This window comes from Pseudomonas sp. SORGH_AS_0199 (assembly GCF_031453735.1).
Classification (GTDB): domain Bacteria; phylum Pseudomonadota; class Gammaproteobacteria; order Pseudomonadales; family Pseudomonadaceae; genus Chryseomonas; species Chryseomonas aestiva.
Genome location: NZ_JAVJAE010000001.1, coordinates 2,690,238 through 2,716,473, shown reverse-complemented (window position 1 = coordinate 2,716,473; position 26,236 = coordinate 2,690,238). Strand labels below are relative to the sequence as shown.

Here is a 26,236-nt window from a genome sequence, read left to right as displayed (position 1 = left end):
CGGAAAAGCCTCTAGGGTGGACGTTACTCTGTCCTGGCGAGGTCCCCGACATGCCCCTGCGTACCCTGCTCTGCTATGGTGACTCCAACACCCACGGCACCCGCCCCCTGACCCAGCCCGGCGTGCTCGAACGCTTCGGCTGGGACGAACGCTGGCCCGGCGTACTGGCCCACGGGCTGGGCGCCGATTGGCGGGTGATCGAGGAAGGCCTGCCAGCACGGACCACGGTGCATGACGATCCCATCGACGGCCACCACAAGAACGGCTTCACCTATCTCCGACCCTGCCTGGAGAGTCAGCTGCCGGTGGACGTCCTGCTGCTGATGCTCGGCACCAACGATCTCAAGGCGCGGCTGTCGGTGACGCCCGCGGACATCGCCAGTGCGTTGCAGGTGCTGCTGGAAGAGATCAGGCGCTGCAATGCCGGCCCGGGCGGCGCCACACCCAGGCTGATTGTCATGGCGCCGGCGCCCATCGAGGAAGTGGGCTTTCTCGGCGAGATCTTCGCCGGCGGCGCGGCCAAGTCCCGCCAATTGGCCGCGCGCTATCGTCAGGTGGCCGAGGCCCAGGGCGCGGCCTTCGTCGATGCGGGCGAGATCATCCAAGTGAGTCCCGTGGACGGCGTGCATTTCGAGGCGGACCAGCATCGGCGGCTGGGGGAGCATCTGGTGGGGGTGGTCAGAACGGCCGCAAGCGCCTGAGCGTAGCGTGGACAACGGCGCAGCCTTGTCCGCGGACGCGAGACCACACAGTGGAAAACGCTGCGCGGTTTTCCACGCTACGGCTCCCTTGGCATCGGTCCGTTGGGCTTCGACGATGGAGCCGTCTCAACCCAACCTACGAGAGCCGGGCCCAAGCGGCGGTGCATCGTAGGTTGGGTTGAGCGCAAGCGAAGCCCAACAGGCCGAAACCATCGGGCTTCGACGATGGCACCCTCTCGGCCCAGGCGGAGTACCCTCACTCCACCTTCTTGCGAATCCAGTACAGATAACGCCCTTCCCCTTCGCTCTTTTCCACCAGTTCATGGCCCAGGAAGACGCAGAACTTGGGGATGTCGCGCTGGGTGGAGGGATCGGTGGCGATGACCTTGAGCAGGGCGCCGGGGGCGATGTCGCGCACCTTGTTGTGCAGCATCATCACCGGCTCCGGGCAGTTCAGCCCGCTGGCGTCGAGGGTGGCATCGGCTTCGAGGGTCATGGGGTCTCCAGGGATAGAACGGTTACAGCGATCTGCATTCAGAGCCTGATGGCGGCCTAGGGTTTCCGATCCAGGCGGCGCAGATGACAGGTCACTTCCTCGCGGTCGTGGTAGAGCTGCTTGCAGCCGATGGCGACCCGCTGACCGCGATCGGCGAAATGGGCGTGCAGGCGTTCGAGGATGCCGGCCACTTCCCGATAGCGCTGCTTCATCGGCAGCTTGAGATTGACCACCGCCTCGCGGCAGTGGCCCTCGCCGATCCAGCGCTCGATCAGCGCCGCGGTGCGCGCGGGCTTCTCGACGATGTCGCAGACCATCCAGTCCACCGGGCGCTTGGGCACGAAGGCGTAGCCGTCGACCTGCAGGTGCTCGACGAGGCCGGTATCCATCAGCGCCTCGTTCATGGGGCCGTTGTCCACCGCCGTCACCAACATCTCGCGGGCCACCAGCTGCCAGGTCCAGCCACCCGGGGCGGCGCCCAGATCGACGGCGCGCATCTCGGAGGACAGGCGGGTTTCCCAATCGGCACGCGGGATGAAGTGGTGCCAGGCCTCTTCCAGCTTGAGGGTCGAACGACTGGGCGCCTCGCGGGGAAACCTCAGCCGCGGGATGCCCATGGGCCAGAGCGCGGCGTTGCCCGGTTCGACCACGCCGACGAAAACCTCGCGCCCGCTGAGAAAGGTCAGCTGCAGCCGTGGCGCCCGGGCATCATCCACCAGGCGGCCGGCCTTGCGCAGCGCCAGGGTCAGGGGGCGCTCGAATTTCTTGCAGAAGGTGGAGAGCGCCTTGCCATCGTTGGTGTCGGGCATCTCCAGGGCCAGACTGCCGCAGACAGGATAGTCGGCCAGCAGCTCCAGCAGCGGGCCGATGCGGTCCTGCTCGGGCAGGCTGAGAAAGGCGCCACGGGACCACTGACGGGGAAAGATCAGCTCGGCGAAGGTGATGTTCTGCATCAACCGGGCGGCACCCTCGGCGTCGCCACAGACGAATTCGGCATAGGCCGCACCCGGCTTGCCCTTGGCATAACCGGCCACGCCGAGCAGCGCCGCCCGCTCGCCGAGCTCGGCGCAGACCTCGCCTTCGAATCCGGTACGGCACAGCAGCAACAGGGTATTCACGACGGGGCTTCCTCAAGGGGTCACGCAGGGCGCGCACTATACCCCAGCGCGCCCGCTGGGGAACGCCGGCGGCGCCTATCGGTCCAGTACTACACCTAGAAAAATCAGTCCGCCCAGCGCTGGTACGGGTCTCCTTCACGTTTCGAGGCTCGTACGGCCAGCGGGCAACCGTCGAAGCGTCGATAAGGAGACCCCTGATGCCAGCCCTGGACAGCCTCAAAAGCCTCAAGACCCTGCAGGTCGGTGAGCGCACCTACCACTATTACAGCCTGCCCGACGCGGCCCAGACCCTGGGCAATCTCGACAAGCTGCCCAAATCCCTCAAGGTGCTGCTGGAGAACCTGCTGCGCTGGGAAGACAACCAGACCGTTACCGGCGAGGACCTCCAGGCCCTGGCCGACTGGACCAAGACCCGCTCCGCCAATCGCGAGATCCAGTACCGGCCGGCGCGGGTGCTGATGCAGGACTTCACCGGCGTACCGGCAGTGGTCGACCTGGCCGCCATGCGCGAAGCCGTGGCCAAGGCCGGTGGCGATCCGCAGCGGATCAATCCGCTTTCTCCCGTCGACCTGGTGATCGACCACTCCGTAATGGTGGATCGCTACGCCAGCGAAAACGCCTACCACGAGAACGTCGAGATCGAGATGGAGCGTAATGGCGAGCGCTATGCCTTCCTGCGCTGGGGCCAGAACGCCTTCGACAACTTCCGCGTGGTCCCGCCGGGCACCGGTATCTGCCACCAGGTCAACCTGGAGTACCTGGGCCGCACCGTCTGGACCAAGGACGAGGACGGCCGCACCTATGCCTTCCCCGACACCCTGGTCGGCACCGACTCCCACACCACCATGATCAATGGCCTGGGCGTGCTGGGCTGGGGCGTGGGCGGCATCGAGGCCGAGGCAGCCATGCTCGGCCAGCCGGTGTCCATGCTGATCCCCGAGGTAGTGGGCTTCAAGCTCACCGGCAAGCTGCGCGAGGGCATCACCGCCACCGATCTGGTGCTGACCGTGACCCAGATGCTGCGCAAGAAGGGCGTGGTGGGCAAGTTCGTCGAATTCTTCGGCGATGGCCTGGCCACCCTGCCCCTGGCCGACCGCGCCACCATCGGCAACATGGCGCCGGAGTACGGCGCCACCTGCGGTTTCTTCCCGGTGGACCAGATCACCCTGGATTACCTGCGCCTGTCCGGTCGCCCCGAAGAGACCGTGCAACTGGTGGAAGCCTACACCCAGGCCCAGGGCCTGTGGCGCAATCCCGGTGACGAGCCGGTGTTCACCGACGTACTGGAGCTGGACATGGGCGAAGTCCAGTCCAGCCTGGCCGGCCCCAAGCGGCCGCAGGATCGTGTGCTGCTCGGCGAGGTCGCCAAGACCTTTGGCGATTTCACTGCCCTGGCGCCGAAAAAAGCCGAGGCCCCCAAGGCTGGCAGTGGCGTGGAAGTCCAGCTCGATGGCCAGACCTTCCAGCTGGAGGACGGTGCCGTGGTGATCGCCGCCATCACCTCCTGCACCAACACCTCCAACCCCAGCGTGATGATGGCCGCTGGTCTGCTGGCGAAGAAGGCTGCGGAAAAAGGGCTGATGCGCAAGCCCTGGGTCAAGTCGTCCCTCGCCCCCGGCTCCAAGGTGGTGACCGACTACTACAACGCCGCCGGCCTTACCCCCTATCTCAACGACCTCGGTTTCGACCTGGTCGGCTATGGCTGCACCACCTGCATCGGCAACTCCGGTCCGCTGCTCGATCCCATCGAAAAGGCCATCCAGGACGCCGACCTCACCGTAGCCTCGGTACTCTCCGGCAACCGTAACTTCGAAGGCCGGGTGCATCCGCTGGTCAAGACCAACTGGCTGGCCTCGCCGCCGCTGGTGGTGGCCTATGCGCTGGCCGGCAGCGTCAAGGTCGATCTGACCCAGGAGCCACTGGGCACCGGCAATGACGGTCAGCCGGTCTATCTGAAAGACGTCTGGCCCACCCAGCAGGAGGTGGCCGACGCCGTGCAGAAGCTCGACACCGCCATGTTCCACAAGCAATACGGCGCTGTATTCGACGGTGACGAGAAGTGGCAGGCGATCCAGGTGCCGGACGCCGAGACCTATGTCTGGGATGCCGACTCCACCTACATCCAGAATCCGCCCTTCTTCGAGACCATAGCCGGCGATCCGCCACGCATCGCCGACATCCACGATGCCCGCATCCTGGCGCTGCTGGGTGATTCGGTCACCACCGACCACATCTCCCCTGCCGGCAACATCAAGAAGGACAGCCCCGCTGGCCGCTACCTGGCCGAGCATGGCGTGGACTATGCCGACTTCAACTCCTACGGCTCGCGCCGTGGCAACCACGAAGTCATGATGAGAGGCACCTTCGCCAACATCCGCATCAGGAACGAAATGCTCGGTGGCGAGGAAGGCGGCAATACCTTCCACGTCCCCACGGGCGAAAAGCTGTCGATCTATGACGCGGCCATGAAGTACGAACTGGAAAACACCCCGCTGGTCATCATCGCCGGCAAGGAATACGGCACCGGTTCTTCCCGTGACTGGGCGGCCAAGGGCACCAATCTGCTGGGCGTGAAGGCCGTGGTCGCCGAGAGCTTCGAGCGCATCCACAGGTCCAACCTGGTGGGCATGGGCGTGCTGGCCGCTGCAGTTCAAGGACGGCGTGGACCGCAAGTCCCTGGGACTGACCGGCCAGGAAAAGATCGCCGTGCTGGGCATCGACGGTGTAGAGTTGCGACCGCACATGCCGCTAACCCTGGAAGTCACCCGTAAAGATGGCAGCCTGGACAGCATCGAGGTGCTGTGCCGCATCGATACGCTCAACGAGGTGAACTACTTCAAGGCCGGTGGCATCCTGCACTACGTGCTGCGGGAGTTCCTGGCGAAGCCGGCGGCCTGAGCCAGCGTCAACGGACGCCCGGCAGCCTGGCTGCCGGGCGTTCTGCTGTCAGGAGGCTGCCAACAGCTGACTCGCCTCCCGCCCAAACCCCTCGACCACCTCCTGCAAGGGTCCGAGAAAGCGCGGGTGGATCAGCCACAGCTGGATTTCCGGCTTGAAGTCCTTCAGCGGGATCACCGCCAGGCGTTCGCGGTGGGCGCTGCAGGCCAGCAGCGGTGCCGGGACCAGGCCGAGGCCCTGACCGTCCGCCACCAGGCCGAGCTGGAGTTCGGTGCCATAGGTCTCCAGGTTGATGCGCAGCGCCTGGCCCTGCTCGGCCAGGGTCCGTTGCAGGCTGGCGCGAAAGCCACAGCCGTCGGGGTTGAGTACCCAGCCCTGGCCCTGGATATCGGCCAGCCGCTGCGCCTTGGCCGGCGCCTGGTCGCGGGCACAGACCACCTGCAGCGGCATGGCGCCCAGGGCCTGGGCCTCGATGTTGTCGGGGAACACCTTGTTGGCCGGAAACAGCACCAGGGCGCCGTCCAGCTCGCCATGCTCGATACGGCTGACCAGCACACTGCCCCAGCCCGTCGCCACCTGGGGGCGCAACTCCGGATAGCGGGCGCGGATCTCCCGTACCGCCTGCAGCAACAGCGCATCGCCCAGGGTCTGGGGCACGCCCAGGCGCAACAGCCCGGACGGCGGGGCATCGCCCGCCACCCGTTCGCGCAGGGCGTCCATCTCGCGCAGGATGGCGCGGCAGTGGCCGTAGACCTCCTGACCCAGACGGGTTGGCTTGAGCGGCTTGGTGTGGCGGTCGAGCAACTCGACACCCAGATCCTGTTCCAGGCTCTGCAGCCGGCGGGTGATGGCCGGCTGAGTGAGCCCAAGGGACAGGGCAGCGGCATTGAGGGAGCCGCTGCGGAGCACCGCGACAAAGGCTTCGATATCGTCGGTCTTCATGAGGAGGCGTCTGACTTCCCGTGGCTGGACATGCGCCTCAAGCATAACGCAGCCCCCCTCGCCTGTTTTGGGTTTAGCGTTGCGCCAGCTAATGGGTGAATCCAGAGCAGACCAGCTTTAGTCAGGTGTAGGCAAGGATCGCAGGGTACTGACCATTGACCGCATAGCGCCCGACCTCCAGCACCTTGTAGGCCAGGGGGTCGTGCAGGCTGTGGGTGCGCACGTCGCGCCAGAAGCGATCCAGGCCCAGGCGGTTGTGGGTGGCGCGGGCACCCCGGGCGTCGAATACCCGGGTGGTGACGTCCAGGGCGGTGCGGGCGGCCAGCACCTTGGCGCTGGCCACGGCGATGGCCGTCTCGCCGCGCAGGTCGGTGGTAAAGGCGGCATCGGCGTCGAGCAGGTCATCCACCCGCCGTGCCGCCACCTCGGCGAGGGCCACGGCGCCCTGCAGGGCGATCCAGAGTTCGCCCACCTGGCTCAACACCAGTTGATCCTCGCTGGCGCTGGCGGCGAGGGAATGCACCCAAGGCCGCGCTTCTGCATGCAGATAGCGCCGCGCCTCGCGCAGCGCGCCCTGGGCGGCGCCCAGGTAGTACTGGGTGAAGGCCGACTGGTTGACCGGGGTGCGGATGACCGCGGCGAAATCGCCAGCGTCTTCCAGGTCGCAGACCTGGACCTCCTCCGCGCTGGCCCAGACGTCGTCAAGGGTGAAGCTGCCGCTGTCGCTGCGGGCCACGCCGAAGTGGTCCCAGTCACCGGCGTAGGCCAGTCCGGGCCGGTCCGCCGGCAGGGTGACCATCAGGCGTGCACCGCTCTCCCGGTCAAGGGCGCTGATGGTGAGTCGATCGGCAAAGGCGGCGCCGCTGCAGAAGCCCTTGCGCCCGGTCAGGCGATAACCGCCGCCAGGACTCGGCGTGGCGAGGATGTCGTCGTCGCGTGGATTGACCACCCCGGCCAGCCACAGCCGTCCCTCGGCGATCTCCGCCAGCAGCCGATCGCGCCGCGGCTGGGGTTCGCGGCGCAGGTTCACGGTATTGAGCAGGTGATAGCCAAAGAGCAGGCCGACCGAGCCGTCGCCGGCGGCGATCTCGCGCAGCACCCGCATGGCCAGCGACCAGGGCTGGCCGGCACCCCCGAGCCGCACGGGTATGACCAGGTTGGTCAGGCCGCTGTCCTTGAGTCGTTGCAGCTGGGCGTCGGGACGAATGCGGTCGCGTTCGTCGGCCACCACCCTCGCGGCGAATTCCGCGCCGATCTCGCGGGCCAGCGTCAGCCAGCCAGCGGCATCCTCGATCGTGCTCATCTAGTCCTCCAGGGGGCCGAGGCCCAGGTGATCTCTCAGGGTCGAACCCTGGTACTGGCGCCGGAACAGCCCGCGACGCTGCAAATGCGGCACCACGCTCTCGCTGAATTCGACGAAGGAACCCGGCAGGTAACCGGGGGAAATCACGAAGCCGTCGCAGCCGCCGGCCTCGAACCACTCGGCCAGCTGGTCGGCGATCTGGGCAGCGGTACCCACCAGCTGCGGCACCCGGACGCTGGCGGCGTAGCTGCGACCCAGTTCGGCCAGGGTGGTGCGCGGTCCCAGCTCCAGCAGCTTTTCGGCGGCGGCCGGCGGCAGGTCGCCGACCTCGACCACCTCGCCCAGGGCGGTGTCCAGGGTGAAGCGCGACAGGTCGATATTGAGCTGTGAGCAGAGGGTGATCAGCCCCACCTCCGGTTGCGCCAGGGCGTTGTGTCTTTCCTGCTTGGCGCGCGCCTCGGCTTCGCTGCCGCCGATGAAGGGCATGACCGAGGTAAGGATCTTGCAGCCATCCGGCGACCGCCCCTGCTCCCGCACCTGGCGGCGGACGTCGTCGCGAAAGGCGCGCATGGCGGCGAGATTCGGCTGGATGGTGAAGATGGCCTCGGCCCAGCGCGCGCCGAAGCGCCGGCCGCGACCACTGGAACCGGCCTGGATCAGCACCGGGCGCCCCTGGGGACTGCGCGGGATATTGAGCGGGCCTTCCACGCGGAACCAGTCGCCCTGGTGATCGAGGGCGCGCACCTGCGCGGGATCGGCCAGCACGCCGGCGTCCCGATCCAGGCGCAGCCCCGCGGGTCCCCAACTGCGCCACAGCTTGACGGCCACCTCGACGAATTCGTCGGCGCGGTCGTAGCGCAGGTCGTGTTCCAGGTGGCGCTCCTTGCCGAACAGCCGGCCCTCGCTGTCGTTCATCGAGGTGACGATGTTCCAGGCGGCGCGCCCGCGGGACAGGTGGTCGAGGGTGGCGAAGGCCCGGGCCACGTGGGCGGGTTCGTAATAGGTGGTGGAGCGGGTGCAACCCAGCCCCAGGTGGCGCGTATGGGCCACCAGGTAGGAGAGCAGCGGCAAGGGGTCGAGTCGGGTGGCGTCCTGGGCGCCGAGGCGCAGAGCGGTTTCCCGCGAGCCGCCGAGCTGGTCGCCCACGGCCAGGCGGTCGGCGAAGAACAGGAAGTCGAACAGCCCCTCCTCCAGCGCCTTGGCCGCGCGGACGTAGTAGTCCGGGTCGAGGAAGTCGCCCTGGGTCTCGGGGTGGCGCCAGACGGCATGGCTATGGACCACCGGGCCGGCCAGCAGGAAGCCGGCGAGGTGCAGGTGGCGACTCATCGGCTAGCCTCCCGGGGCGCTTGCAGGTAGCGATTGAAACTCTGGTCATAGAGCGACTCGACGTCATAGGGCTGTGGCAACACCCCGGCCTTGACCAGGAAGTCGGCGGTCTCCTGGCCATCGCTCAGGGTCTGGGCGCTGATTGGTTCGACCCAGGTGGCGTCGCGCCGGAACCAGCGTTCGGCGATGGCCTGATCGGAGTTGTTGCGCCTGGCCCAGGCCTGGGCATAGACGTCGACGTGGTCGCGCGCCCAACTGCGGGCGCGTTGCAGGCGGGCGACGAAATCGCCGATGGCGGCGCGGTTCTCGTCCAGGTGCTGGGTGTTGGCCACCACATAGACCGGCGCTGGCATCAGGTCCTTGGCGGTGACCAGCACCCGTCCGCCCTGGCGTTCCACCATGCTGACATAGGGCTCCCAGGTGGCGGTGGCGTCCAGGGTGCCCTGGCTCAGGGCGGCCACGGCCTCGGTGGGCATCAGGTAGCTGTAGCGCGGGGCGTCGCTGGGCAGTCCGGCCTGTTCCAGCGCCGAATAGACCAGCTGCTGGCTCCAGGAGCCCTTCCAGATAGCCACGCGCTTGCCGGGCAGGTCCGCCACCGTCTTGATCGGCGAATCCTTGCCGACCACGATGGCGGTGCCGTCCGGGCGGTTGCGGGTCACCGCCACCACCTTGACCGGTCCCCCGCGCGCGGCCAGAGCGATCACCGGGGTGTCGCCGACGATGCCCAGGTCGATGGAGCCGACATTGAGCGCTTCCACCACCGGCCCCCCGGCGTTGAATCTCTTCCACTGGATCTGGTACGGCAGATCCTTCAGCTCACCGGCCTGCTCCAGCAGGGTACTGCTGTAGTAGAACTGGTCACCGATAGTGAGGGTGACCGCCTGGGCCAGGCTGGCGGAGGTGCCGGCCAGCAGGCCGGCGGCGAATAGCAATCCCTTGATCACGAAGGCGTCTCCTCGAAGATATCGGGAGCGCTCCGTGGGTACGGTCGCGCGGTGGGTGGGTCAGCAGGCTTCAGCCGGTGCGACGGGCGGCGGCCAGGCGCGCGGCGACCTTCTCACGCGTCAGGGGGATCAGCTCGCGACCGTATTCGACGGCGTCGTTGAGCGGATCGAAGCCGCGGATCAGGAAGCTGTCCACGCCCAGGTCGTAGTAGTCCAGCAAGGCATCCGCCACCTGCTCGGCGGTGCCCACCAGGGCGGTGGAGTTGTGCCCGCCACCGACCAGGGCGGCGATACCGGTCCAGAGTCGGCGATCCACGCGATCGCCCAGGGCCACGGTATCGCGCAGGCGCTGGGCCCCGACCGCTTCCGGCTTGGCCGGATGCACGGCGCCTTCCGCGGCCAGGCGCGCCTTGGCCTGTTGGCGAATGGCCTCGGTCTTGGCCCAGGCAGCGTCCTCGGTGTCGCCGAGGATCACCCGGAAGGAGACGTTGAAGCTGGGGGTGCGGCCATGGCGCGCCGCCTCGGCGCGGACCGCAGCGATCGTCTCGCGGGTCTGGGCCAGGGACTCGCCCCAGAGCGCAAAGACATCGGCGTGCTTGCCGGCCACCCGCAGGGCGGCTGGCGAGGAGCCGCCGAAATAGACCGGCAGACTCGGCTGCTGCAGCGGCTTGATGGCGGAGAAGCCCTTCGCCACCCGGTAGTGCTCGCCCTCGTGGTCGAAGGGCTGGGTGCTGGTCCACTCCTGGCGCACCACGTCGAGGAATTCCTCGGTGCGGGCGTAGCGCTGGTCATGATCGAGCCAGTCACCGTCCTTGCGCTGCTCGCCGTCGCTGCCGCCGCTGATGATGTGTACCGCCAGGCGGCCGTCGAGCAGATGGTCGAGGGTCGCCAGCTTGCGCGCCGCCAGGGTCGGGGCGACGAACCCGGGCCGATGGGCCAGCAGGAACTTGAGCGTCTGCGTCGCCTGCCCGGCCAGGGCAGTGACCAGGAAGCCATCGGGTTGATCGGACCAGTAGCCCACCAGGATGCGATCGAAGCCGGCCTGCTCATGGGCCTGGGCGAAGCGGGTGACATAGCCCTTGTCGAAGATGGGACCGGAGGGGGCGATGATCTCCGAGGTGAGGCGATGGCCGATCATGCCGAGGAACTGAACGCTCATGGTGGTGAATCTCGTGCCGAGGTAAAGGGGACGCCTTCCGGGAAGGCGTTGGCTGGGGTTCACCTTAGGCAGGCAAGGCATAAGAAGGAAATTCCTTATGCGCATATCCTAATGCGAGATTTATTTATAAGGCGCATTTAAAGACATGGAGTACTAGATTTTCTATCGCGGTCTTGGCGGTCCGGCACGTGGCCGTTCCTACGAGACTTCAGCATTGTGCTGATCGCGGCCATGGGCCGCTCCTACGGGATATCCGGCTACTGTAGGAGCGGCCCACGGCCGCGATCAGCCGCCGTAGTGTGGAAAACGGCGCAGCCTTTTCCACTGGAGGACTTCGCTGCGAAGGGTGCCCTCACCCCAGCCCTCTCCCAGAGGGAAAGGGGGCGGTCCGAGCGAGCGTTGAGAGGCGTTCCTACCGCGGCAGACCCGGTGGTCTGTTGCCCTTCAACGGTGGAGCCGTCTCAACCCAACCTACGGTGCTATCCCGTAGGTTGGGTTGAGCGCAGCGAAGCCCAACAGGCCGGGGAAGACCCTACCGCTGCATGCCCCACTTCTTCACCGTCAGCCGTTCCAGGGTGGCGAACACCAGGCCTTCCACCAGCAGGCCGATGATGATCACCGCGGCGAGGCCGGCGAAGACGCGGTCGGTGTAGAGCTCGTTGCGATTCTGGAAGATGTACCAGCCCAGGCCGCCCTTGCCGCTGGAGGCACCGAATACCAACTCGGCGGCGATCAGGGTGCGCCAGGCGAAAGCCCAGCCGATCTTCAGGCCCGAGACGATGGCCGGCAGCGCCGCCGGGATGAGGATCAGCCCGACGTACCTCAGCCCCTTGAGGCCGTAGTTGCGCCCCGCCATGCGCAGGGTGTCGGAAACGCCGAGAAAGCCCGAGTAGGTGTTGAGCGCCATGGGCCAGAGCACCGAATGCACCAGCACGAACACCAGGCTGTTCTCGCCCAGGCCGAACCAGAGCAGCGCCAGGGGCAGCAGGGCGATGGCCGGCAGCGGGTTGAACATAGAGGTCAGGGTGCCGAGCAGGTCGCGACCGAACTGGGTGGACACGGCCAGGGCGCTCAACGCCAGGGCCAGGACCACGCCCAGCAGATAGCCCTTGAGCAGGGTGCCGAGGGAAATGGCGACCTTGGCCGGCAATTCGCCGGTCACCAGGCCATCCCAGAAGGCCGCGGCGGTCTGCAGGAAGCTGGGTAGCAGCAGGTCGTTGCCCTGCCAGCGGGCGGCCACTTCCCAGGCCAGCATCAGGATCGCCAGGATCACCAGCTTGCGTAGCCAGGCCTGGCTCCACAGGCGCGTCACCAGGGGCAGCTCGACCGCCAGCGGCAGGTCGTCGAGGGGCGCGAGGTCCCGTTGGTATTCGGCCCGCACCGGGGGCTGTCGAGTCATGGGTCTACCTCGAAACTAGTAGGAAATGCGCCCCTGGACGATGGCCTGCTGCAGGCGCAGGCGCTCGTCGGCGACCTCCGGTGGCAGGGTCTGAACGTCGTCGGGGAACAGTAGGTTGTGGATGCGCAGTGCGGTACTCTGGAATTCGGCGCCGCCGAAGTCTTCGAGGCCGAACTGGTGGCAGTTGAGTTCCGCGCGGACCCGGCCCGGATGGGGCGACAGCAGCAGGATGCGATTGCCCACCACCAGCGCCTCTTCGATGGAGTGGGTGACGAACAGCAGGGTGAAGCGCACCTCGTCCCAGAGCGCCAGCAATTCTTCCTGCATCTTGCGCCGGGTCAGGGCATCCAGCGCAGCGAAGGGTTCGTCCATCAGCAGGATCTTGGGCTGCATGGCCAGGGCGCGGGCGATGGCCACCCGCTGCTTCATGCCGCCGGAGAGATGATGCGGATAGGCATCGACGAAGCGCGCCAGGCCGACCTTGTCGAGGTAATGCAGCGCCCGCTCGCGCGCCTCACCACGACTGGCCTGGCGACTGGCGAGCAGCGGGAACATGGTGTTCTCCAGCACCGTCTTCCACGGCGGCAGCTGGTCGAATTCCTGGAACACCACGATGCGATCCGGTCCAGGGCCCCTGATCGGCTGGCCATCCAGGCGGATCTCGCCGTGCAGCGGCGGCAGAAAACCCGCCACCGACTTGAGCAGACTCGACTTGCCGCAGCCGGACGGCCCGAGCAGCACGAAACGGTCGGCGCCATGCACCTCGAAGGACACCTGGTGGGTAGCCCGCACCCGGCGCTCGCGAGTGCGGTATTCGAGGTCGAGATCTTGCACCTGCAGCAGCGGCTGGGTCTGCGCCAGGGTCAGGTGCGGACGGGAAGCGAGAGGGGCATTCATGGTCGTCTCCGGTATTTAAAGGTTGCTCAAAGTTTTGCGAGCTAAAGCCAAACGAGGCGAAAAGACCGGAGGAAGCGGAATTTACGGGTGGTAAATGAGCATTCCGACGGGCTTTTCAACGCGGTTTGGCCGACGCGCAGCAGACTTTGAGCAAGCTTTCAAAAAGGTGCATCGCCCTGGATGGTCGTGCGATACAGCTTGCGCCGCAGATGATTGGGGCAACCGGCCGCCAGGTGCAGCAGCGAGCGGTTGTCCCAGAACACCAGGTCGTGGGGCTGCCACTGGTGGCGATAGAGGTGCTCGGGCTTGACGCTGTGGGCATGCAGCTCGGCCAGCAACTCGCGACTCTCGTCTTCCGGCAGGCCGACGATATGGGTGGTGAAGCCCTCGCTGACGAACAGCGCCTTGCGGCCGTTTTCCGGATGGGTGCGCACCACCGGATGCACCACCGCCTTGACCTCGGCCAGTTGCGCGGCGGTCAGGGTCGGCCGCCAGTTGCCCTCGAACTTCGGCTTGGCATAGGTGGCGGTGTAGGAATGCTCCGCCTGCAGGCCGTCGACCTGGCGCTTGAGCGCCGCCGGCAGGGTGTCGTAGGCCAGGTGCATGTTGGCGAAGAGGGTATCGCCGCCCTCCTCCGGCAACTCCTGGGCATGCAGCATGGACCCCAGGCTCGGCAATTCCTTGTAGGAGAGGTCCGAGTGCCAGAACTTACCGGCATCGCCCAGGCCGATGGGCTGGCCGTCTTCGACGATGTTGGAGACGATGAGGATCTCCGGGTGGCCGGCCAGGTGGAATTGCTTGAGGACATGGATCTGCAATTCACCGAAGCGGCGGCTGAAGGCAATCTGCTCCGCGGGGGTGATGCGCTGGTCGCGGAACACCACCACATGGTGGTCCAAGTGGGCGCGATGGACATGGGCGAAGTCTTCGGCATTGAGCGGCTGGGCCAGATCGATGCCGAGGATCTCGGCCCCCAGGTTGCCGAAGGGACGGATCTCGAAAGTCTCGCCGGCGGCCGGACGGGGGGATGCGAGGGTCATGGGAGTGTTCTCCTTGGTGGTCCAGCTCAGCTGCCGGGACGCTCGTGGGCTTCGGGGAAGAAGTAGTCCTGCCAGGCGGCAGCCTGGTGTTTCAGCACGCCCAGCTCATGCAGCTTCTGGGCGTAGACGAAGGTGCGCTGGGGCTCGACGGTGAAATCGATCTCCGGGTCCCCGACGATGCGCTGCACCAGGGCCAGCGGCAGCTTGGAATGCTCGACGCGGATATAGGCCTCGGCGGCCGCGGCCTTGTTGGCGCGGATGAAGGCGGCGGCCTCCACCAGGGCGTCATAGAAGGCGCGATAAGTCTTGGGATTCTCGTCGTGGAATTTCTCGGTGGTGTAGAGCACGTTGAAGGTGCCCGGTCCGCCGAGGACGTCGTAGCTGCTGAGGATGCGATGGACTCGGGGATTCTCCAGCGCCTGGTACTGGAACGGCGGGCTGGAGAAATGGGTGGTGATCTCCGCGCCGCCCGCCATCAGGGCGGCGCTGGCATCGGGGTGCGGCAGACTCACGCTGATGGCGTCGAATTTCTTGAACTGGGCGTCGCCGAAGACCTTGGCCGTCTCGATCTGCAGGGTGCGCGACTGGAAGCCCACGCCCGCCGCCGGCACGGCGATGCGGTCCTGGTCGGTCAGGTCGCTGATCGACCTGACCTCGGCGCGATTGCTCAACAGGTAGTTGGGCATGGCGCCCAGGGCGGCGATGGCCTTGACGTTCTGCCGGCCGCGGGTGCGATCCCAGACGGTCAGCATCGGCGGTACCCCGGCGGAGACCACGTCCAGCGCGCCGGCCAGCAGCGCCTCGTTCATGGCGGTGGCGCCGGAGATGCTGTTCCAGTCCACCTGGATGTCCAGCCCGGCGGCCTTGCCGTGCTTTTCGATCAGCTGCTGATCGCGTACCACGTCGAGGATCAGATAGCCGATGCCGAATTGCTGGGCGATGCTGATCCTGCCCTCGGCGGCGGCATTGCCCGCGAAACCCAGGGCACCCACCACCGCGGCGATAACCGCCAATCCCTTCCCTACCCTGCTCATCATCCCGCTCCGTGCCGACTGGCTACCCGAAAGCGTTATAGGCTAATGAGCTGTTATAACTTTTGGTAAAGACGGAATTTGACTAACCATATGCACGGAGATGCAGGACCGGGTGAATTCGACCGCTGGAAAGGTCCTAGCCTTCAAGCAGCTGTCGCAGGCGCCGCACGGCGCTGGCCGGCGTAGTAAGCACCGAGCCGCCCCAGGCGGCTTCGCTGGCCGATTGCGCGGCGGTCATGGAAAACTGTGCGAAACAGAGCACGTCATAGTCGCCGCGTAGCCGCTCTGCAGCCGCCGCGATAAGGGCGTCGTGGCGGGCCTGGTCTCCCGCATGCAGGGCTTCCAGCGCGCCTTCGCAAAGGATTGGTGAGATATCTACCGTCTGGCCGCGGCGGCTTGCTTCGACCTCGAAGTCGCTGACGATGGCCGCGCCCGCCGGGCCGAAGGTGGTCAGGGCGGCGATGCGACCGCCCCTGGCCAGGGCCTCCTGCACCATGGCCTCGTTGGGCTTGAGGATCGGTCGCTGATAGCGGCGCTGGCAGGCTTCGATGGCGCTGGAAAAGGCCGAGCAGGTAAAGAGCACGGCGTCGGCCTGGGCGCGAAAGGCATGCTCGGCCAGGTCCTGAATGCGCTGGTCCAGCGCTGGCGTACTGCCGCCAGCGGCGCTGGCGTCTTTCGACAGCGAATCGTCCCAGAGATCGAAGCGCAGCGCCTGGGGCCAATCCTGGGCGAAGGCCGCGTTGATGGGCTCGATGGCGATGCGGGTGGCGTGAATCAGAAAGATGCGTTTGGCGGCGGTCATGGTGATAGCGCTCCAGGAAGGGCCGCCTGAACGGCGACGGGTAGCTGGCGGAAGCGCCTAGCGGACGTCGAGGATGATCACGCCGTCGGCGTCGGCGTAGAGCTGATCGCCGCTGCGGATCGTCTGCCCGGCGAAGGTCACCGGCTCGCCGACCTGGCCTTTGTTACGCTTGACCGACTTGCGCGGCGAGACGCCCAGCGCCTTGATGGCCAACGGCAACCCGGTCAGCACCGCCTTGTCGCGAACCTGACCATAGATGAGCGCACCGGCCCAGCCGTTCTTCACCAGGTCCTCGGCAATGATGTCGCCGAGCAGCGCGCAGCGGTCGCTGCCACCGCCATCGACCACCAGCACGCGCCCCTCGCCCGGCTGCTGGCTGAGTTCCTTGATACGCGAGTTGTCCTCGAAGCACCTGACCGTCAGCGCCGGTCCGGCGAAATCGGTGCGGCCGCCCAGGTCCTGGAAGATCGGCTGCAGGACCCGCGCCTGGTCACCATGCGCGTCGCAGAGGTCGGTGGTCTTGAAGGTCATGGTGGTGCTCCTTGATGGTCGAAAGATCGGTCAGGCCGTTACCGTTCGCCGTGCCAGCAACTGGCCGGTCACGACCACGATGAAGACGCCGAGGACGCCGGCGGCATAGGGGACCCAGTGCATGTCACCGGTACCGAGCCACCCCTGCAGGAGTTCATCGCTGGCAATCAGCTTGCCGGCGATCCAGCCGAGCAGTGCCGCGCCGGCCACCACCAGCCAGCGAAACCTTTCCATGAGCTTCAGGATGAGCTGGCTGCCGAAGATGATGATGGGGATGCTGATGAGCACCCCGGTGACGGCCAGGCCCAGATGGCCTTGAGCCGCGCCGGCCACGGCGATGACGTTATCCAGACTCATCACCACATCGGCCACCATGATGATCCAGATCGCCTGGCCCAGGGTGGTACCGGCCTTGACGTCGGCCTCGTCGTCTTCGGGCACCAGCAGCTTGATGCCGATCCACAGCAGCAGCACGCCGCCCACCACCTTGAGCAGCGGCCAGCCCAGCACGTAGCTGGCGACGAACAGCAGCAGGATGCGCAGGATGACGGCCCCGGCCACGCCACCCAGGATGGCCTTGCGACGTTGCGCGTCCGGCAGGCGCCGACAGGCCAGGGCGATGACCACGGCGTTATCGCCGCCAAGCAGGATATCGATGATGACGATCTGGAGCAGACTGGTCAGGAAGACCGGATCGGACAGGGCGGTAAGCAAGGTGGACCTCGTCTATTTGGGGGCTGACGTCCCTTGGGCAGCAGCGGCCCGCAATGATTTCAGGTCATTAATATTGTCTTTTATATCAATACAGAACAATATTTGCCAAGCCTGAAATCCAGCGTTCGCGGACCGAGAACGCTGCGTTGGCCAGATACCAATTTCCGGGTGATGCCGGCTCTCCTAGCATTCCCCTACCTCTCTACCTTCTCGCAATTGGACCGGATAGCCCATGAAGTTTGCCCTGGATTCCGCCTATACCGGCCAGCTCACCCTCGGTGACCGGCAGTACGCCTATGCCGATCTCAAGCGCCTGTTCGACGCCGACGCCCTGGCCCGCCTGCCCTATTCCCTGCGCCTGCTGGTGGAAAACGTCGCCCGCTGCTTTCCCGAGGCGCTACCGCCGGTGCTGGCCCGGGCCCGCGGTGAAGGCCCGCCATGCGAGGCGCCCTTCCTGCCCAACCGCCTGATGTTCCATGACACCACCTGCCTGCCCGCCCTGGCCGACTTCGCCGGCATGCGCGACATGGTGGCCGAACTGGGCGGCGATCCGAGCCGGATGAATCCGCGCATCCCGGCGGTGCTGACCATCGATCACTCGGTGATCGTCGAGCGCTTCGCCGAGCCAGGTGCGGTGGAAGCCAATCTGGACATCGACTATCGCCGCAACACCGAGCGCTACCAGTTCATCAAGTGGGCACAGAAGAGCCTGGACAACTTCAAGGTGGTGCCACCAGGCACCGGCATCATCCACCAGGTCAACATGGAGTCCTTGGGCACCGTGGTCTGGGAGAGCGAGACCAGTGACGGCCAGCCGCTGCTGCACCCGGATGGCATGGTCGCCACCGACAGCCATACACCGATGATCAATGCCATCGGCATCCTGGGTTGGGGCGTCGGCGGTCTGGAAGGCCAGGCGGCCATGCTGGGCGAACCGGTACCGATCAGCTTTCCCGAGGTCATCGGTATCCGCGTGACCAACGCGCTGCGTCCGGGAGTGACTGCCACCGACCTTTCCTTGAAAGTCACCCAGTTGCTGCGTCAGCGCGGCGTGGTGGGCAAGTTCGTCGAATTCTGCGGACCGGGGCTGTCGGGCCTGAGCTGGGCCGCCCGCGGCACCCTGGCCAACATGGCGCCGGAATACGGCGCGACCGTGGTGTTCTTTCCGTTCGATGCCGTCACCATGGAATATCTGGCGCTCACCGGCCGCAGCCCCGAGCTGCGCGAGCGGGTAGCCGCCTACCTGGAAGCCCAAACGTTATGGCGCCACGACGGAGATCCCGAACCGGTTTTCACCGAGGTCATTCATCTGGACCTCGCCAGCATAGAGCCCAGCGTGGCTGGCCCGCACCAGCCGCACCAGTGGCAGCCACTGGCTGAAGCCGCCAACTCCTTTCGCGCCGAGCTCCGCGCCGAACCGGCTGCGGCACTGATCGCCCGCTCCAGCCAAGCCGCAGCGGATTACTTCGAGCCGAGTTTTGGCCAGCCATTGACCCACGGCGCCATCTCCATCGCCGCCATCACCAGTTGCACCAACACTGCCAATCCGAGCCAGATGATCCAGGCCGGGCTGCTGGCGCGACGAGCACGGATGCGCGGCCTGACCCGCAAGCCCTGGGTGAAGACCTCGCTCTCACCCGGCTCCCGGGTGGTGGCCGATTATCTGGGTGAAGCCGATCTGCTGAGCGACTTCGCCGCGCTCGGCTTCGAGCTGGCCGGCTTCGGCTGCATGACCTGCATCGGCAACTCGGGCACCTTCGAAGCCCATGTAGAGGCCTTCGCCGACCAGGGCCTGAAGACGGTGGTGGTACTTTCGGGCAATCGCAATTTCGAAGGCCGGGTCAATCCCAAGGCGCAGTTCGGCTACCTGGCCTCGCCGGCTCTGGTGGTCGCCTATGCCCTCGCCGGCAGCATCGACGTCGATCTCGAACAGGCCGCGCTGGGCCTGGATCAAACCGGTCAGCCGGTCTACCTGCGCGACCTGATGCCGGACGATGACGAAGTCCAGGCCCTGGTCCGCGCAACGGTGCGGCCCGAACTGTTCCGCCAGCGCAACGCCACCCTCTGGGACGGCACCCACCATTGGCAGGCGTTGTCGGCCGAGGGCAGCGTGCGCTTTCCCTGGTCGCCAAGCTCCACCTATCTGCGCCGTCCGATCTATCTGCAGGGCATAACCCCGGAGCCGCCGGCGTCGCTGGCCGTGCGCGACGCCCGGGCGCTGATGGTGCTGGGCGACAACATCACCACCGACCACATCTCGCCCGCCAGTGCCATTCCCCTGGAGAGCCCGGCCGGTCGCTGGCTGGTGGACCATGGCGAGGCGCCGGAAGACCTCAATCAATACTCGACCCGGCGCAGCAATCACGAGGTGATGATGCGCGGTGCCTTCGTCAACCGCGCGGTGAAGAATCGCCTGCTGCCGGCGCATCCGGGCCAGGGCGGCTGGGCGCGAGCAGCCGACGGCGAGGTATTGCCGGTATACGACGCCGCCCTCAGCTGGGTCCGCCAAGGCACGCCGCTGGTGGTGTTCGCCGGCATCAACTATGGCGCCGGCTCCAGTCGCGACTGGGCGGCCAAGGCCCAGGCCACCCTGGGCGTCAGGCTGGTGGTGGCGCAGAGCTTCGAGCGGATCCACCGCAGCAACCTGATCGGCATGGGCATCTTTCCAGTGCGCTTCCCGGCCGGGCAAACCGCCGAGAGCCTGTGTCTGACCGGCGACGAGCGCCTGGACTTCGCTGGCCTGGATGAACTGCGGGTAGGGATCAATTCCATCACGCTGCAGATCATCCGTCCGGACGGCCGGAGTGACAGCGTGGCCCTCGAACTGCCGCTGGATTCCAGCCAGGAGCTGCTCTACCTGTGTCAGGGCGGCATCCTGCCCTATGTGATCCGCAAGAGCCTCGGCGAACAAGGGAGTTGAACCAGGGGCCTCGGTACACCGAGGCCCTAACCCTACAGCCACCTTGGACCGGTCATTTATCCCTAAATTGTATTTTGTGTATTTACAAGACAATTGGATTCGTCTTACCGTGCCTTACATGGCTCACGCCCGACAAGAACGACAACAGGAGAGCAATACATGAGCAAGCGCATCGCCTTCGTTACCGCCGGCATGGGCGGATTGGGAACCGCCGTCTGCCAACGCCTGGCTCGGGATGGCTTCACCGTCATCGCCGGCTGTGGCCCGGACTCGTCGCTCAAGACCGACTGGCTCGCACAGCAACGCAAGCTGGGCTTCGACTTCATCGCCGCCGAAGGCAACGTGGCCGACTGGGAATCCACCCGGGCGGCCTTCGCCAAGATTCGCGACGAGGTCGGCTCCGTCGATGTGCTGGTCAACAACGCCGGTACCGCCTGCAACGTGGTGTTCCGCGACATGCAACCGGGTGACTGGCAGACCGTCATCGATACCAATCTCAACTCGCTGTTCAACGTCACCCGGCAGGTGATCGACGGCATGACCTCCCGCGGCTGGGGCCGGATCATCAACATCTCGTCGGTCAACGCCCAGCTCGGTCAGGTCGGCCAGGTCAACTATTCCACCGCCAAGTCGGCGATCCGCGGCTTCACCCGGGCCCTGGCCCGTGAGCTGGCAGCCCGCGGCGTCACGGTCAATACCGTCTCGCCGGGTTACATCGCCACGCCACGGCTCAAGGCGCTCACCCGGACCGAGCAGATGGATCGCATCGTTCATGAAATTCCGATGCGCCGCCTGGGTACGCCGGAAGAGATCGCCTCCATGTGCTCCTGGCTGGCGTCGGACGAATCGGCCTTCGCCACCGGCGCGGACTTCTCCCTCAATGGCGGCCTTCACATGAGCTGATCGCTACTCCGCCACCGAACACAACGACAACCACAACAAAAGTTGTATTTTGGAATCAGGAGATACAGATGCTCTCTCTGCTCGGCTATGGAATGATCGTGACCTTCATGGCGCTGATCATGACCAAGCGGCTGCCGCCCTTGGTGGCCTTGACCATCATCCCCATCATCTTCGCCATCATCGGCGGCTTCGCGCCGGAGATGGGGCCGATGATGATCGATGGCCTGCGCAAGGTTGCGCCCACTGCCATCATGGTGATGTTCGCCATCCTCTATTTCGGCCTGATGTTCGATACCGGGCTTTTCGATCCCATCATTCGCACCTTCATCATGCTGATCAAGGGCGATCCGGCCAAGGCGGTGCTCTTCGCCACCCTGCTGGCCGGCATGGTGTCCCTGGATGGCGACGGTTCCACCACCTACATGATCACCCTGACCGCCATGCTGCCGCTGTTCCGCCGCTTGCGGCTGAATCCGCTGATCCTGCCCTGCGTGGTCATCCTCGCTGCCAGTGTCACCAACCTGCTGCCCTGGAGCGGCCCCATGGCGCGGGTCGCCGCCGCACTGCAGGTGGAAACCAGCCAGCTGTTCATCCCGCTGATCCCGCCGATGATCGTGAGCTTCATCGGGGTACTGGCGTTGGCGTTCTGGCTGGGGCTGCAGGAGCGCCGCCGCCTGGGCCTGCTGGCGGCGCCGGGCGGTAATCCCCTGCGCGCCACGGGTATGGATGAAGACATGGGTGATCTGCTCACCCTGAGCGATGAAAACGCCGAGCTGCGGCGGCCCAAGCTGTTCTGGTTCAACGCCCTCCTGACCCTGGCGCTGATGACCTGCCTGGTGATCGAACTGCTGCCGCTGCCGATCCTGTTCATGGTCGCGTTCTGCATCGCCCTGACCATCAACTACCGGCACATGGACGAACAGCGGCGGCGAATTTCGGCCCACGCACCCGCAGCCCTGACGCAGATCTCGATCTTCATCGCCGCCGGCATCTTCGCCGGCATCCTCTCCGGGACCGGCATGGTCAAGGCGATGTCCGGCTCGCTGCTCTGGGCCCTGCCGGAAAGCTGGGGCAACTACCTGGCGCCCATCACCGCGCTGCTGAGCATCCCCGGTACCTTCTTCATGTCCAACGACGCCTTCTACTATGGCGTACTGCCGGTGCTGGCCCACGCGGCCGAGGCCTATGGCATCGGTGCGGCAGAGATCGGCAGGGCTTCGCTGATCGGGCAGCCCGTGCACCTGCTCAGTCCGCTGGTGGCCTCTACCTATCTGCTGGTGGGCCTGGCCGGGGTGGAGTTCAGCGACCACCAGAAATACACCATGAAATGGGCGTTCGCCCTGAGCTTTCTGCTCATGGCGGTCTCCATGGCCCTCGGCCTGTTCCCGCTCTACTCGGCCCGCTGACGGCCCCGGCGACGGTGTGTCCGGCGCCGTCGTCCGCTCCGGATGGCCGTGGTTATGGTAACGTCAGGGCGATCCGCCAGACCCGGCTGGCCAGCCTCTTCCGTACCTGCGCTCCGGTACCCGTCGTCCAGAAGACTCCCGATGAAAAAAGACCTCGCCGAACAACTCGCCCCGCGCATCATCGATCTTGCCCGTGCCCGCTCGATGAAAGCCGGTGATCCGTTGCGCGAAGAGGCCTTCGCCAAGGAACTGGGCGTTTCCCGCTCACCGGTGCGCCGCGGTTTTGCCCTTCTCGAAGAACTGGGCCTGGCGCGCAAGGAGCCCAATCGCGGCTTCTTCCTGACCCGTAATGCCAGCACCATCGAGCAGGCGGCCCTGCCCAGCGAGGACGATCCCTACGAGGAGCTCTATCTGCGGGTGGTGGACGACATGCTGCGCGGCGACATCCGCAGCAGCTTCTTCGAGGCCGAGTTGCTGCGCCGCTACCAGATTCCCCGCGGCCAGTTGCTCAAGGTGCTCAATCGCCTGGCCAGCGAGGCCATGATCGAGCGCCGCCCTGGCCAGGGGTGGGAGATCAACACCTTCCTGCATGACAGCGAAGCCCATATCCAGAGCTATCGCTTCCGCATGGCCATCGAGCCCTTCGCCCTGCGCGAGCCGGGCTACCGCATCGACAAGCGCGCCTTCGCCCAGGCGCGCCAGTGGCAGCAACGATTGCTGGACGGCGAGCTCTTCACCCTGTCCCGCGCGCAGCTGTTCGAGATCGGCTCCAGCTTCCACGAATTGCTGGTGCGCTGCTCGGGCAACGTCTTCCTGCTCGAAGCCATCCGCCGGCAGAATCAGTTGCGCCGCTTCATGGCCTATCGCTCCAACGTCGAACGCTCGCGGCAGATCGGCCAGAGCCAGGAACACCTGCACATCCTCGACCTGCTCGAAGGCGGCAGTCGTGAAGAGGCGGCGCTGTTCCTGCACCAGCATCTCGACGTGGTCAGCCGGCTCAAGGCTGCTCAGGATCGCCAGCTCGAAGCCGCCGAAGAAGACGCGGCAAAGCAGCCCGCCTGATCTACCCACCTGCCTGAACCCTTCACTTCCCCTGCCCGCCCGTCCTCCGCACGGGCGCTGAGCGCCCGCGTTCGCACGCGACGAATCGCACCGCATTTTTTGTCCTGCGCCATTGCACGAATTGTTTTTAGGTGACATAAAGTACAAAGCGTTCTGGCCAGGCGTTGACCCTTGCCGACTTAGCCACCAGACCGACTTCCCCACAGAATCTACAAGGAGAAAACAATGCGCATTCTGGTCCTGCCCTGCGATGGTATCGGCCCCGAAATCATCCAGGCGTCCATGTCCGTGCTGGATGTCGCCAACGAGAAATTCGGCTTGGGACTGACCTTCGATTACGACGACGTCGGCTTCATCAGCCTGGAGAAGCACGGCATCACGCTGCGCGACGAGACCCTGGAAAAGGCCAAGACCTACGATGGCGTGATCCTCGGCACCCAGTCCCATGCCGACTACCCGGCGCCCGAAAAAGGCGGTCGCAACGTCTCCGCTGGCTTTCGTATCGGTCTCGATCTCTATGCCAACGTGCGCCCGGCGCGCACCAGACCCTTCCTCGCCTCCAACATGAAGGAAGGCAAGAGCATGGACCTGGTGATCATGCGCGAGGCCACCGAGGGCTTCTATCCGGATCGCAACATGAGCCGCGGCTGGGGCGAGGTGATGCCCTCACCGGACATGGCGCTGTCGACCCGCAAGATCACCCGCCACTGCAGCGAGCGCATCGCCCGCCAGGCCTTCGAGCTGGCAATGAAGCGCCGTCGCAAGGTCACCGCCATCCACAAGGCCAACAGCTTCCACATGACCGACGGCCTGTTCCTGGAATGCGTGCGCAACGTGGCCAAGGAATTCCCCGAGGTGCAGCTGGACGACCTGCTGGTGGACGCCTCCACCGCGCACCTGGTGCGCAACCCCGAGCGCTTCGACGTGCTGGTGGCCACCAATTTCTATGGCGACATCATCAGCGACCTGGCCAGCGAACTCTCCGGCAGCCTGGGCCTGGCCGGCTCGATCATGGCCAGCAACATCCACTGCTGCGCCCAGGCCCAGCACGGCTCGGCACCGGACATCGCCGGCCAGGACAAGGCCAACCCGGTGTCGATGATCCTGTCCATCGGCATGATGCTGCACTGGATGGGCGAGCACCGCGGCAACGCCAAGCTTCAGGAAGCGGCCGCGGCGATCGACCAGGCGGTGGACAAGGTGCTGGAAGATCCGGCCAAGCGGACGGCCGACCTGGGCGGCAGTCTGGGCTGCGCCGCCTTCGGCCAGGCGGTGGCCCAGGTCCTGCGCGGCTAAGGCCATACCCGCGTCTCCCGGGGCGTGCGCGCCCCGTTCATCCCGGATAACAACAAGGAAAAATCACCATGGCCACGCCGCTCCTGGGCTGCATCGCCGACGACTTCACCGGCGGTACCGACCTCGCCAGTACCCTGGTGGCCCAGGGCATGCGCACCGTTCAGGTACTGGGCGTGCCGGACCGTCCGCTGCCCAGCGACGCCGATGCCGTGGTGGTCGCCCTCAAGACCCGTACCCTGCCCGCTGCCGAAGCGGTCGCCCAGTCCCTGGCGGCCCTGGCCTATCTGCGCGAGCTGGGATGTCGGCAATTCTTCTTCAAGTATTGTTCCACCTTCGATTCCACCGCGGCCGGCAACATCGGACCGGTCGCCGATGCCCTGGCCGAGGCCCTCGGTGCGCGCCTGAGCATCGCCTGCCCCGCTTTCCCCGAAAACGGTCGAACCCTTTACCTCGGCCAGTTGTTCGTCGGCGACCAGCCCCTGGCCGAGTCGGGCATGCGCCACCATCCGCTGACACCCATGACCGACAGCAACCTGGTGCGGGTGCTGCAGGCGCAGACGTCCCATTCCGTGGGCCTGCTGCGCCTGCCCCAGGTGCGCCAGGGCAGCGCAGCCATTGCCACCGCCCTGGCCGACCTCCAGGCGCAGGGCGTCCGCCATGTCATCGTCGACGCCATCGACAACGCCGATCTGCATGCCATAGGCGCAGCCGTGGCGGATCATCCTCTCGTCACCGGCGGTTCCGGCGTGGCTCTGGGGCTGCCGGCCAACTTCCGTCGCCGGGGTCTGCTGGCCGCCCATGCCGAAGCGTCAGCCCTACCGGCTGCGCCCGGTCTGGCTGCCGTGCTGTCGGGCAGCTGTTCCACCGCGACCCGTGGCCAGGTGGCCCTCTGGCTAGAGCACCGGCCTGGCTTTCGCCTCGATCCGCTGGCCCTGGCCGCAGGCGAGGATCAGGTCGGCGCTGCCCTGGAGTGGGCCGCAACGCGACTGCCTTCCGAGCCAGTACTCATCTACGGCAGCGCCGATCCCGGGGAGGTGCGCAAGGCCCAGGCCCAGCTGGGCGTGGAGCGCGCCGGCCAACTGGTGGAAGACGCCCTGGCCCGCATCGCCCAGGGCCTGCACGAAGGCGGTGTGACCCGGCTGGTAGTGGCTGGCGGCGAAACCTCGGGCGCAGTGGTCAAGGCACTTGCCATTGACAGTCTGCGCATCGGTGCACCCATCGCCCCGGGCGTACCCTGGACGCTGGGCAGCGGCGCCCGGGGGGCCATCGTCCTGGCGCTCAAATCCGGCAATTTCGGCACGCCGGACTTCTTCGAACGGGCCCTAGCCGTCGCCCCCTGACCCTT

The 26,236-nt window shown here is 66.2% G+C and carries 21 protein-coding genes and 1 pseudogene; 8 read left to right on the top strand and 14 right to left on the bottom strand.

The features are described 5' to 3' along the window. The first annotated feature begins 50 nt into the window (after positions 1-50). The gene (locus QE444_RS12785; protein WP_187979131.1) at positions 51-701 is read left to right on the top strand and encodes an SGNH/GDSL hydrolase family protein; all 651 of its coding nucleotides are present in this window, start codon (positions 51-53) and stop codon (positions 699-701) included. Positions 702-957: 256 nt separating this feature from the next. Here the strand turns inward: QE444_RS12785 and tusA are convergent, their stop codons facing one another. Beyond that, positions 958-1,197 carry a sulfurtransferase TusA gene (tusA, locus tag QE444_RS12780; RefSeq protein WP_027597771.1) on the bottom strand — a complete coding sequence of 80 codons (240 nt, stop codon included), beginning with the start codon at positions 1,195-1,197 and terminating at the stop codon, positions 958-960. A 56-nt stretch (positions 1,198-1,253) separates the two neighbouring features. Further along, a complete protein-coding gene (gene rlmM / locus QE444_RS12775; protein WP_285387952.1) occupies positions 1,254-2,315 on the bottom strand; it encodes a 23S rRNA (cytidine(2498)-2'-O)-methyltransferase RlmM in 1,062 nt (353 codons plus the stop codon). Positions 2,316-2,512: 197 nt separating this feature from the next. Here rlmM and acnA (QE444_RS12770) point away from each other — a divergent pair. Next, positions 2,513-5,213: pseudogene (acnA, locus tag QE444_RS12770) on the top strand (aconitate hydratase AcnA). 48 nt (positions 5,214-5,261) lie between these two features. On the opposite strand, the gene QE444_RS12765 reads toward acnA (QE444_RS12770), so the two are convergent. The 12 genes from QE444_RS12765 to QE444_RS12710 form a co-directional block, all read right to left on the bottom strand. Then, the gene (locus tag QE444_RS12765; protein WP_280307219.1) at positions 5,262-6,155 is read right to left on the bottom strand and encodes a LysR family transcriptional regulator; all 894 of its coding nucleotides are present in this window, start codon (positions 6,153-6,155) and stop codon (positions 5,262-5,264) included. A gap of 121 nt (positions 6,156-6,276) precedes the next feature. Next, complete coding sequence (locus tag QE444_RS12760; RefSeq protein ID WP_309738898.1) at positions 6,277-7,458, bottom strand: acyl-CoA dehydrogenase family protein; 1,182 nt, start codon at positions 7,456-7,458, stop codon at positions 6,277-6,279. Beyond that, positions 7,459-8,784 carry an LLM class flavin-dependent oxidoreductase gene (locus QE444_RS12755; RefSeq protein ID WP_309738896.1) on the bottom strand — a complete coding sequence of 442 codons (1,326 nt, stop codon included), beginning with the start codon at positions 8,782-8,784 and terminating at the stop codon, positions 7,459-7,461. It lies immediately after the preceding gene. Then, positions 8,781-9,728, bottom strand: coding sequence for an ABC transporter substrate-binding protein (locus QE444_RS12750; protein WP_309738894.1), 948 nt, complete (start codon positions 9,726-9,728; stop codon positions 8,781-8,783). The genes QE444_RS12755 and QE444_RS12750 overlap by 4 nt, the downstream gene beginning before the upstream one ends. A 70-nt stretch (positions 9,729-9,798) precedes the next feature. Continuing rightward, positions 9,799-10,887, bottom strand: coding sequence for an LLM class flavin-dependent oxidoreductase (locus tag QE444_RS12745; protein ID WP_309738892.1), 1,089 nt, complete (start codon positions 10,885-10,887; stop codon positions 9,799-9,801). A gap of 532 nt (positions 10,888-11,419) precedes the next feature. Further along, positions 11,420-12,286: an ABC transporter permease gene (locus tag QE444_RS12740; RefSeq protein ID WP_158896882.1), complete on the bottom strand. Its 867-nt coding sequence runs from the start codon at positions 12,284-12,286 to the stop codon at positions 11,420-11,422. Positions 12,287-12,301: 15 nt separating this feature from the next. Continuing rightward, the gene (locus QE444_RS12735; protein ID WP_183630282.1) at positions 12,302-13,183 is read right to left on the bottom strand and encodes an ABC transporter ATP-binding protein; all 882 of its coding nucleotides are present in this window, start codon (positions 13,181-13,183) and stop codon (positions 12,302-12,304) included. Between the two features lie 158 nt (positions 13,184-13,341). Continuing rightward, the gene (locus QE444_RS12730; protein ID WP_309738889.1) at positions 13,342-14,223 is read right to left on the bottom strand and encodes a TauD/TfdA family dioxygenase; all 882 of its coding nucleotides are present in this window, start codon (positions 14,221-14,223) and stop codon (positions 13,342-13,344) included. A 26-nt stretch (positions 14,224-14,249) separates the two neighbouring features. Beyond that, entirely contained in the window at positions 14,250-15,257 is a 1,008-nt protein-coding gene (locus tag QE444_RS12725) for an ABC transporter substrate-binding protein (RefSeq protein WP_309738887.1), read from the bottom strand. A 136-nt stretch (positions 15,258-15,393) separates the two neighbouring features. Continuing rightward, positions 15,394-16,059 (bottom strand): aspartate/glutamate racemase family protein, encoded by a 666-nt coding sequence (locus QE444_RS12720; protein ID WP_187979121.1) that lies wholly within the window; start codon positions 16,057-16,059, stop codon positions 15,394-15,396. A 57-nt stretch (positions 16,060-16,116) separates the two neighbouring features. Next, the gene (rraA, locus tag QE444_RS12715) at positions 16,117-16,590 is read right to left on the bottom strand and encodes a ribonuclease E activity regulator RraA (protein WP_309738884.1); all 474 of its coding nucleotides are present in this window, start codon (positions 16,588-16,590) and stop codon (positions 16,117-16,119) included. Positions 16,591-16,620: 30 nt separating this feature from the next. Then, complete coding sequence (locus QE444_RS12710; protein WP_187979119.1) at positions 16,621-17,304, bottom strand: TerC family protein; 684 nt, start codon at positions 17,302-17,304, stop codon at positions 16,621-16,623. Between the two features lie 232 nt (positions 17,305-17,536). Here QE444_RS12710 and acnA (QE444_RS12705) point away from each other — a divergent pair, with 232 nt between their 5' ends. From acnA (QE444_RS12705) to otnK, 6 genes are all read left to right on the top strand, one after another. Then, positions 17,537-20,224, top strand: coding sequence for an aconitate hydratase AcnA (gene acnA / locus QE444_RS12705; RefSeq protein WP_309738882.1), 2,688 nt, complete (start codon positions 17,537-17,539; stop codon positions 20,222-20,224). 159 nt (positions 20,225-20,383) lie between these two features. After that, positions 20,384-21,127 (top strand): acetoacetyl-CoA reductase, encoded by a 744-nt coding sequence (gene phbB / locus QE444_RS12700; RefSeq protein WP_187979117.1) that lies wholly within the window; start codon positions 20,384-20,386, stop codon positions 21,125-21,127. A gap of 68 nt (positions 21,128-21,195) precedes the next feature. Next, entirely contained in the window at positions 21,196-22,533 is a 1,338-nt protein-coding gene (locus QE444_RS12695) for a citrate:proton symporter (RefSeq protein WP_309738879.1), read from the top strand. Between the two features lie 141 nt (positions 22,534-22,674). Beyond that, positions 22,675-23,595 carry a GntR family transcriptional regulator gene (locus QE444_RS12690; protein ID WP_183630291.1) on the top strand — a complete coding sequence of 307 codons (921 nt, stop codon included), beginning with the start codon at positions 22,675-22,677 and terminating at the stop codon, positions 23,593-23,595. 225 nt (positions 23,596-23,820) lie between these two features. Beyond that, complete coding sequence (locus QE444_RS12685; protein ID WP_309738877.1) at positions 23,821-24,891, top strand: isocitrate/isopropylmalate dehydrogenase family protein; 1,071 nt, start codon at positions 23,821-23,823, stop codon at positions 24,889-24,891. A gap of 68 nt (positions 24,892-24,959) precedes the next feature. Then, positions 24,960-26,231 (top strand): 3-oxo-tetronate kinase, encoded by a 1,272-nt coding sequence (otnK, locus tag QE444_RS12680; protein ID WP_309738875.1) that lies wholly within the window; start codon positions 24,960-24,962, stop codon positions 26,229-26,231. Positions 26,232-26,236: the final 5 nt, after the last annotated feature.

Bases quoted from the DNA above. Each gene is read 5' to 3' on its own strand.
- QE444_RS12735 (WP_183630282.1), bottom strand. From the start codon at position 13,183: ATGAATGCCCCTCTCGCTTCCCGTCCGCACCTGACCCTGGCGCAGACC.
- acnA (WP_309738882.1), top strand. From the start codon at position 17,537: ATGAAGTTTGCCCTGGATTCCGCCTATACCGGCCAGCTCACCCTCGGT.
- otnK (WP_309738875.1), top strand. From the start codon at position 24,960: ATGGCCACGCCGCTCCTGGGCTGCATCGCCGACGACTTCACCGGCGGT.
- QE444_RS12745 (WP_309738892.1), bottom strand. From the start codon at position 10,887: ATGAGCGTTCAGTTCCTCGGCATGATCGGCCATCGCCTCACCTCGGAG.
- QE444_RS12740 (WP_158896882.1), bottom strand. From the start codon at position 12,286: ATGACTCGACAGCCCCCGGTGCGGGCCGAATACCAACGGGACCTCGCG.
- QE444_RS12685 (WP_309738877.1), top strand. From the start codon at position 23,821: ATGCGCATTCTGGTCCTGCCCTGCGATGGTATCGGCCCCGAAATCATC.
- QE444_RS12730 (WP_309738889.1), bottom strand. From the start codon at position 14,223: ATGACCCTCGCATCCCCCCGTCCGGCCGCCGGCGAGACTTTCGAGATC.
- QE444_RS12755 (WP_309738896.1), bottom strand. From the start codon at position 8,784: ATGAGTCGCCACCTGCACCTCGCCGGCTTCCTGCTGGCCGGCCCGGTG.
- QE444_RS12785 (WP_187979131.1), top strand. From the start codon at position 51: ATGCCCCTGCGTACCCTGCTCTGCTATGGTGACTCCAACACCCACGGC.
- QE444_RS12725 (WP_309738887.1), bottom strand. From the start codon at position 15,257: ATGAGCAGGGTAGGGAAGGGATTGGCGGTTATCGCCGCGGTGGTGGGT.
- QE444_RS12695 (WP_309738879.1), top strand. From the start codon at position 21,196: ATGCTCTCTCTGCTCGGCTATGGAATGATCGTGACCTTCATGGCGCTG.
- QE444_RS12720 (WP_187979121.1), bottom strand. From the start codon at position 16,059: ATGACCGCCGCCAAACGCATCTTTCTGATTCACGCCACCCGCATCGCC.
- QE444_RS12760 (WP_309738898.1), bottom strand. From the start codon at position 7,458: ATGAGCACGATCGAGGATGCCGCTGGCTGGCTGACGCTGGCCCGCGAG.
- QE444_RS12690 (WP_183630291.1), top strand. From the start codon at position 22,675: ATGAAAAAAGACCTCGCCGAACAACTCGCCCCGCGCATCATCGATCTT.
- phbB (WP_187979117.1), top strand. From the start codon at position 20,384: ATGAGCAAGCGCATCGCCTTCGTTACCGCCGGCATGGGCGGATTGGGA.
- QE444_RS12765 (WP_280307219.1), bottom strand. From the start codon at position 6,155: ATGAAGACCGACGATATCGAAGCCTTTGTCGCGGTGCTCCGCAGCGGC.
- rraA (WP_309738884.1), bottom strand. From the start codon at position 16,590: ATGACCTTCAAGACCACCGACCTCTGCGACGCGCATGGTGACCAGGCG.
- tusA (WP_027597771.1), bottom strand. From the start codon at position 1,197: ATGACCCTCGAAGCCGATGCCACCCTCGACGCCAGCGGGCTGAACTGC.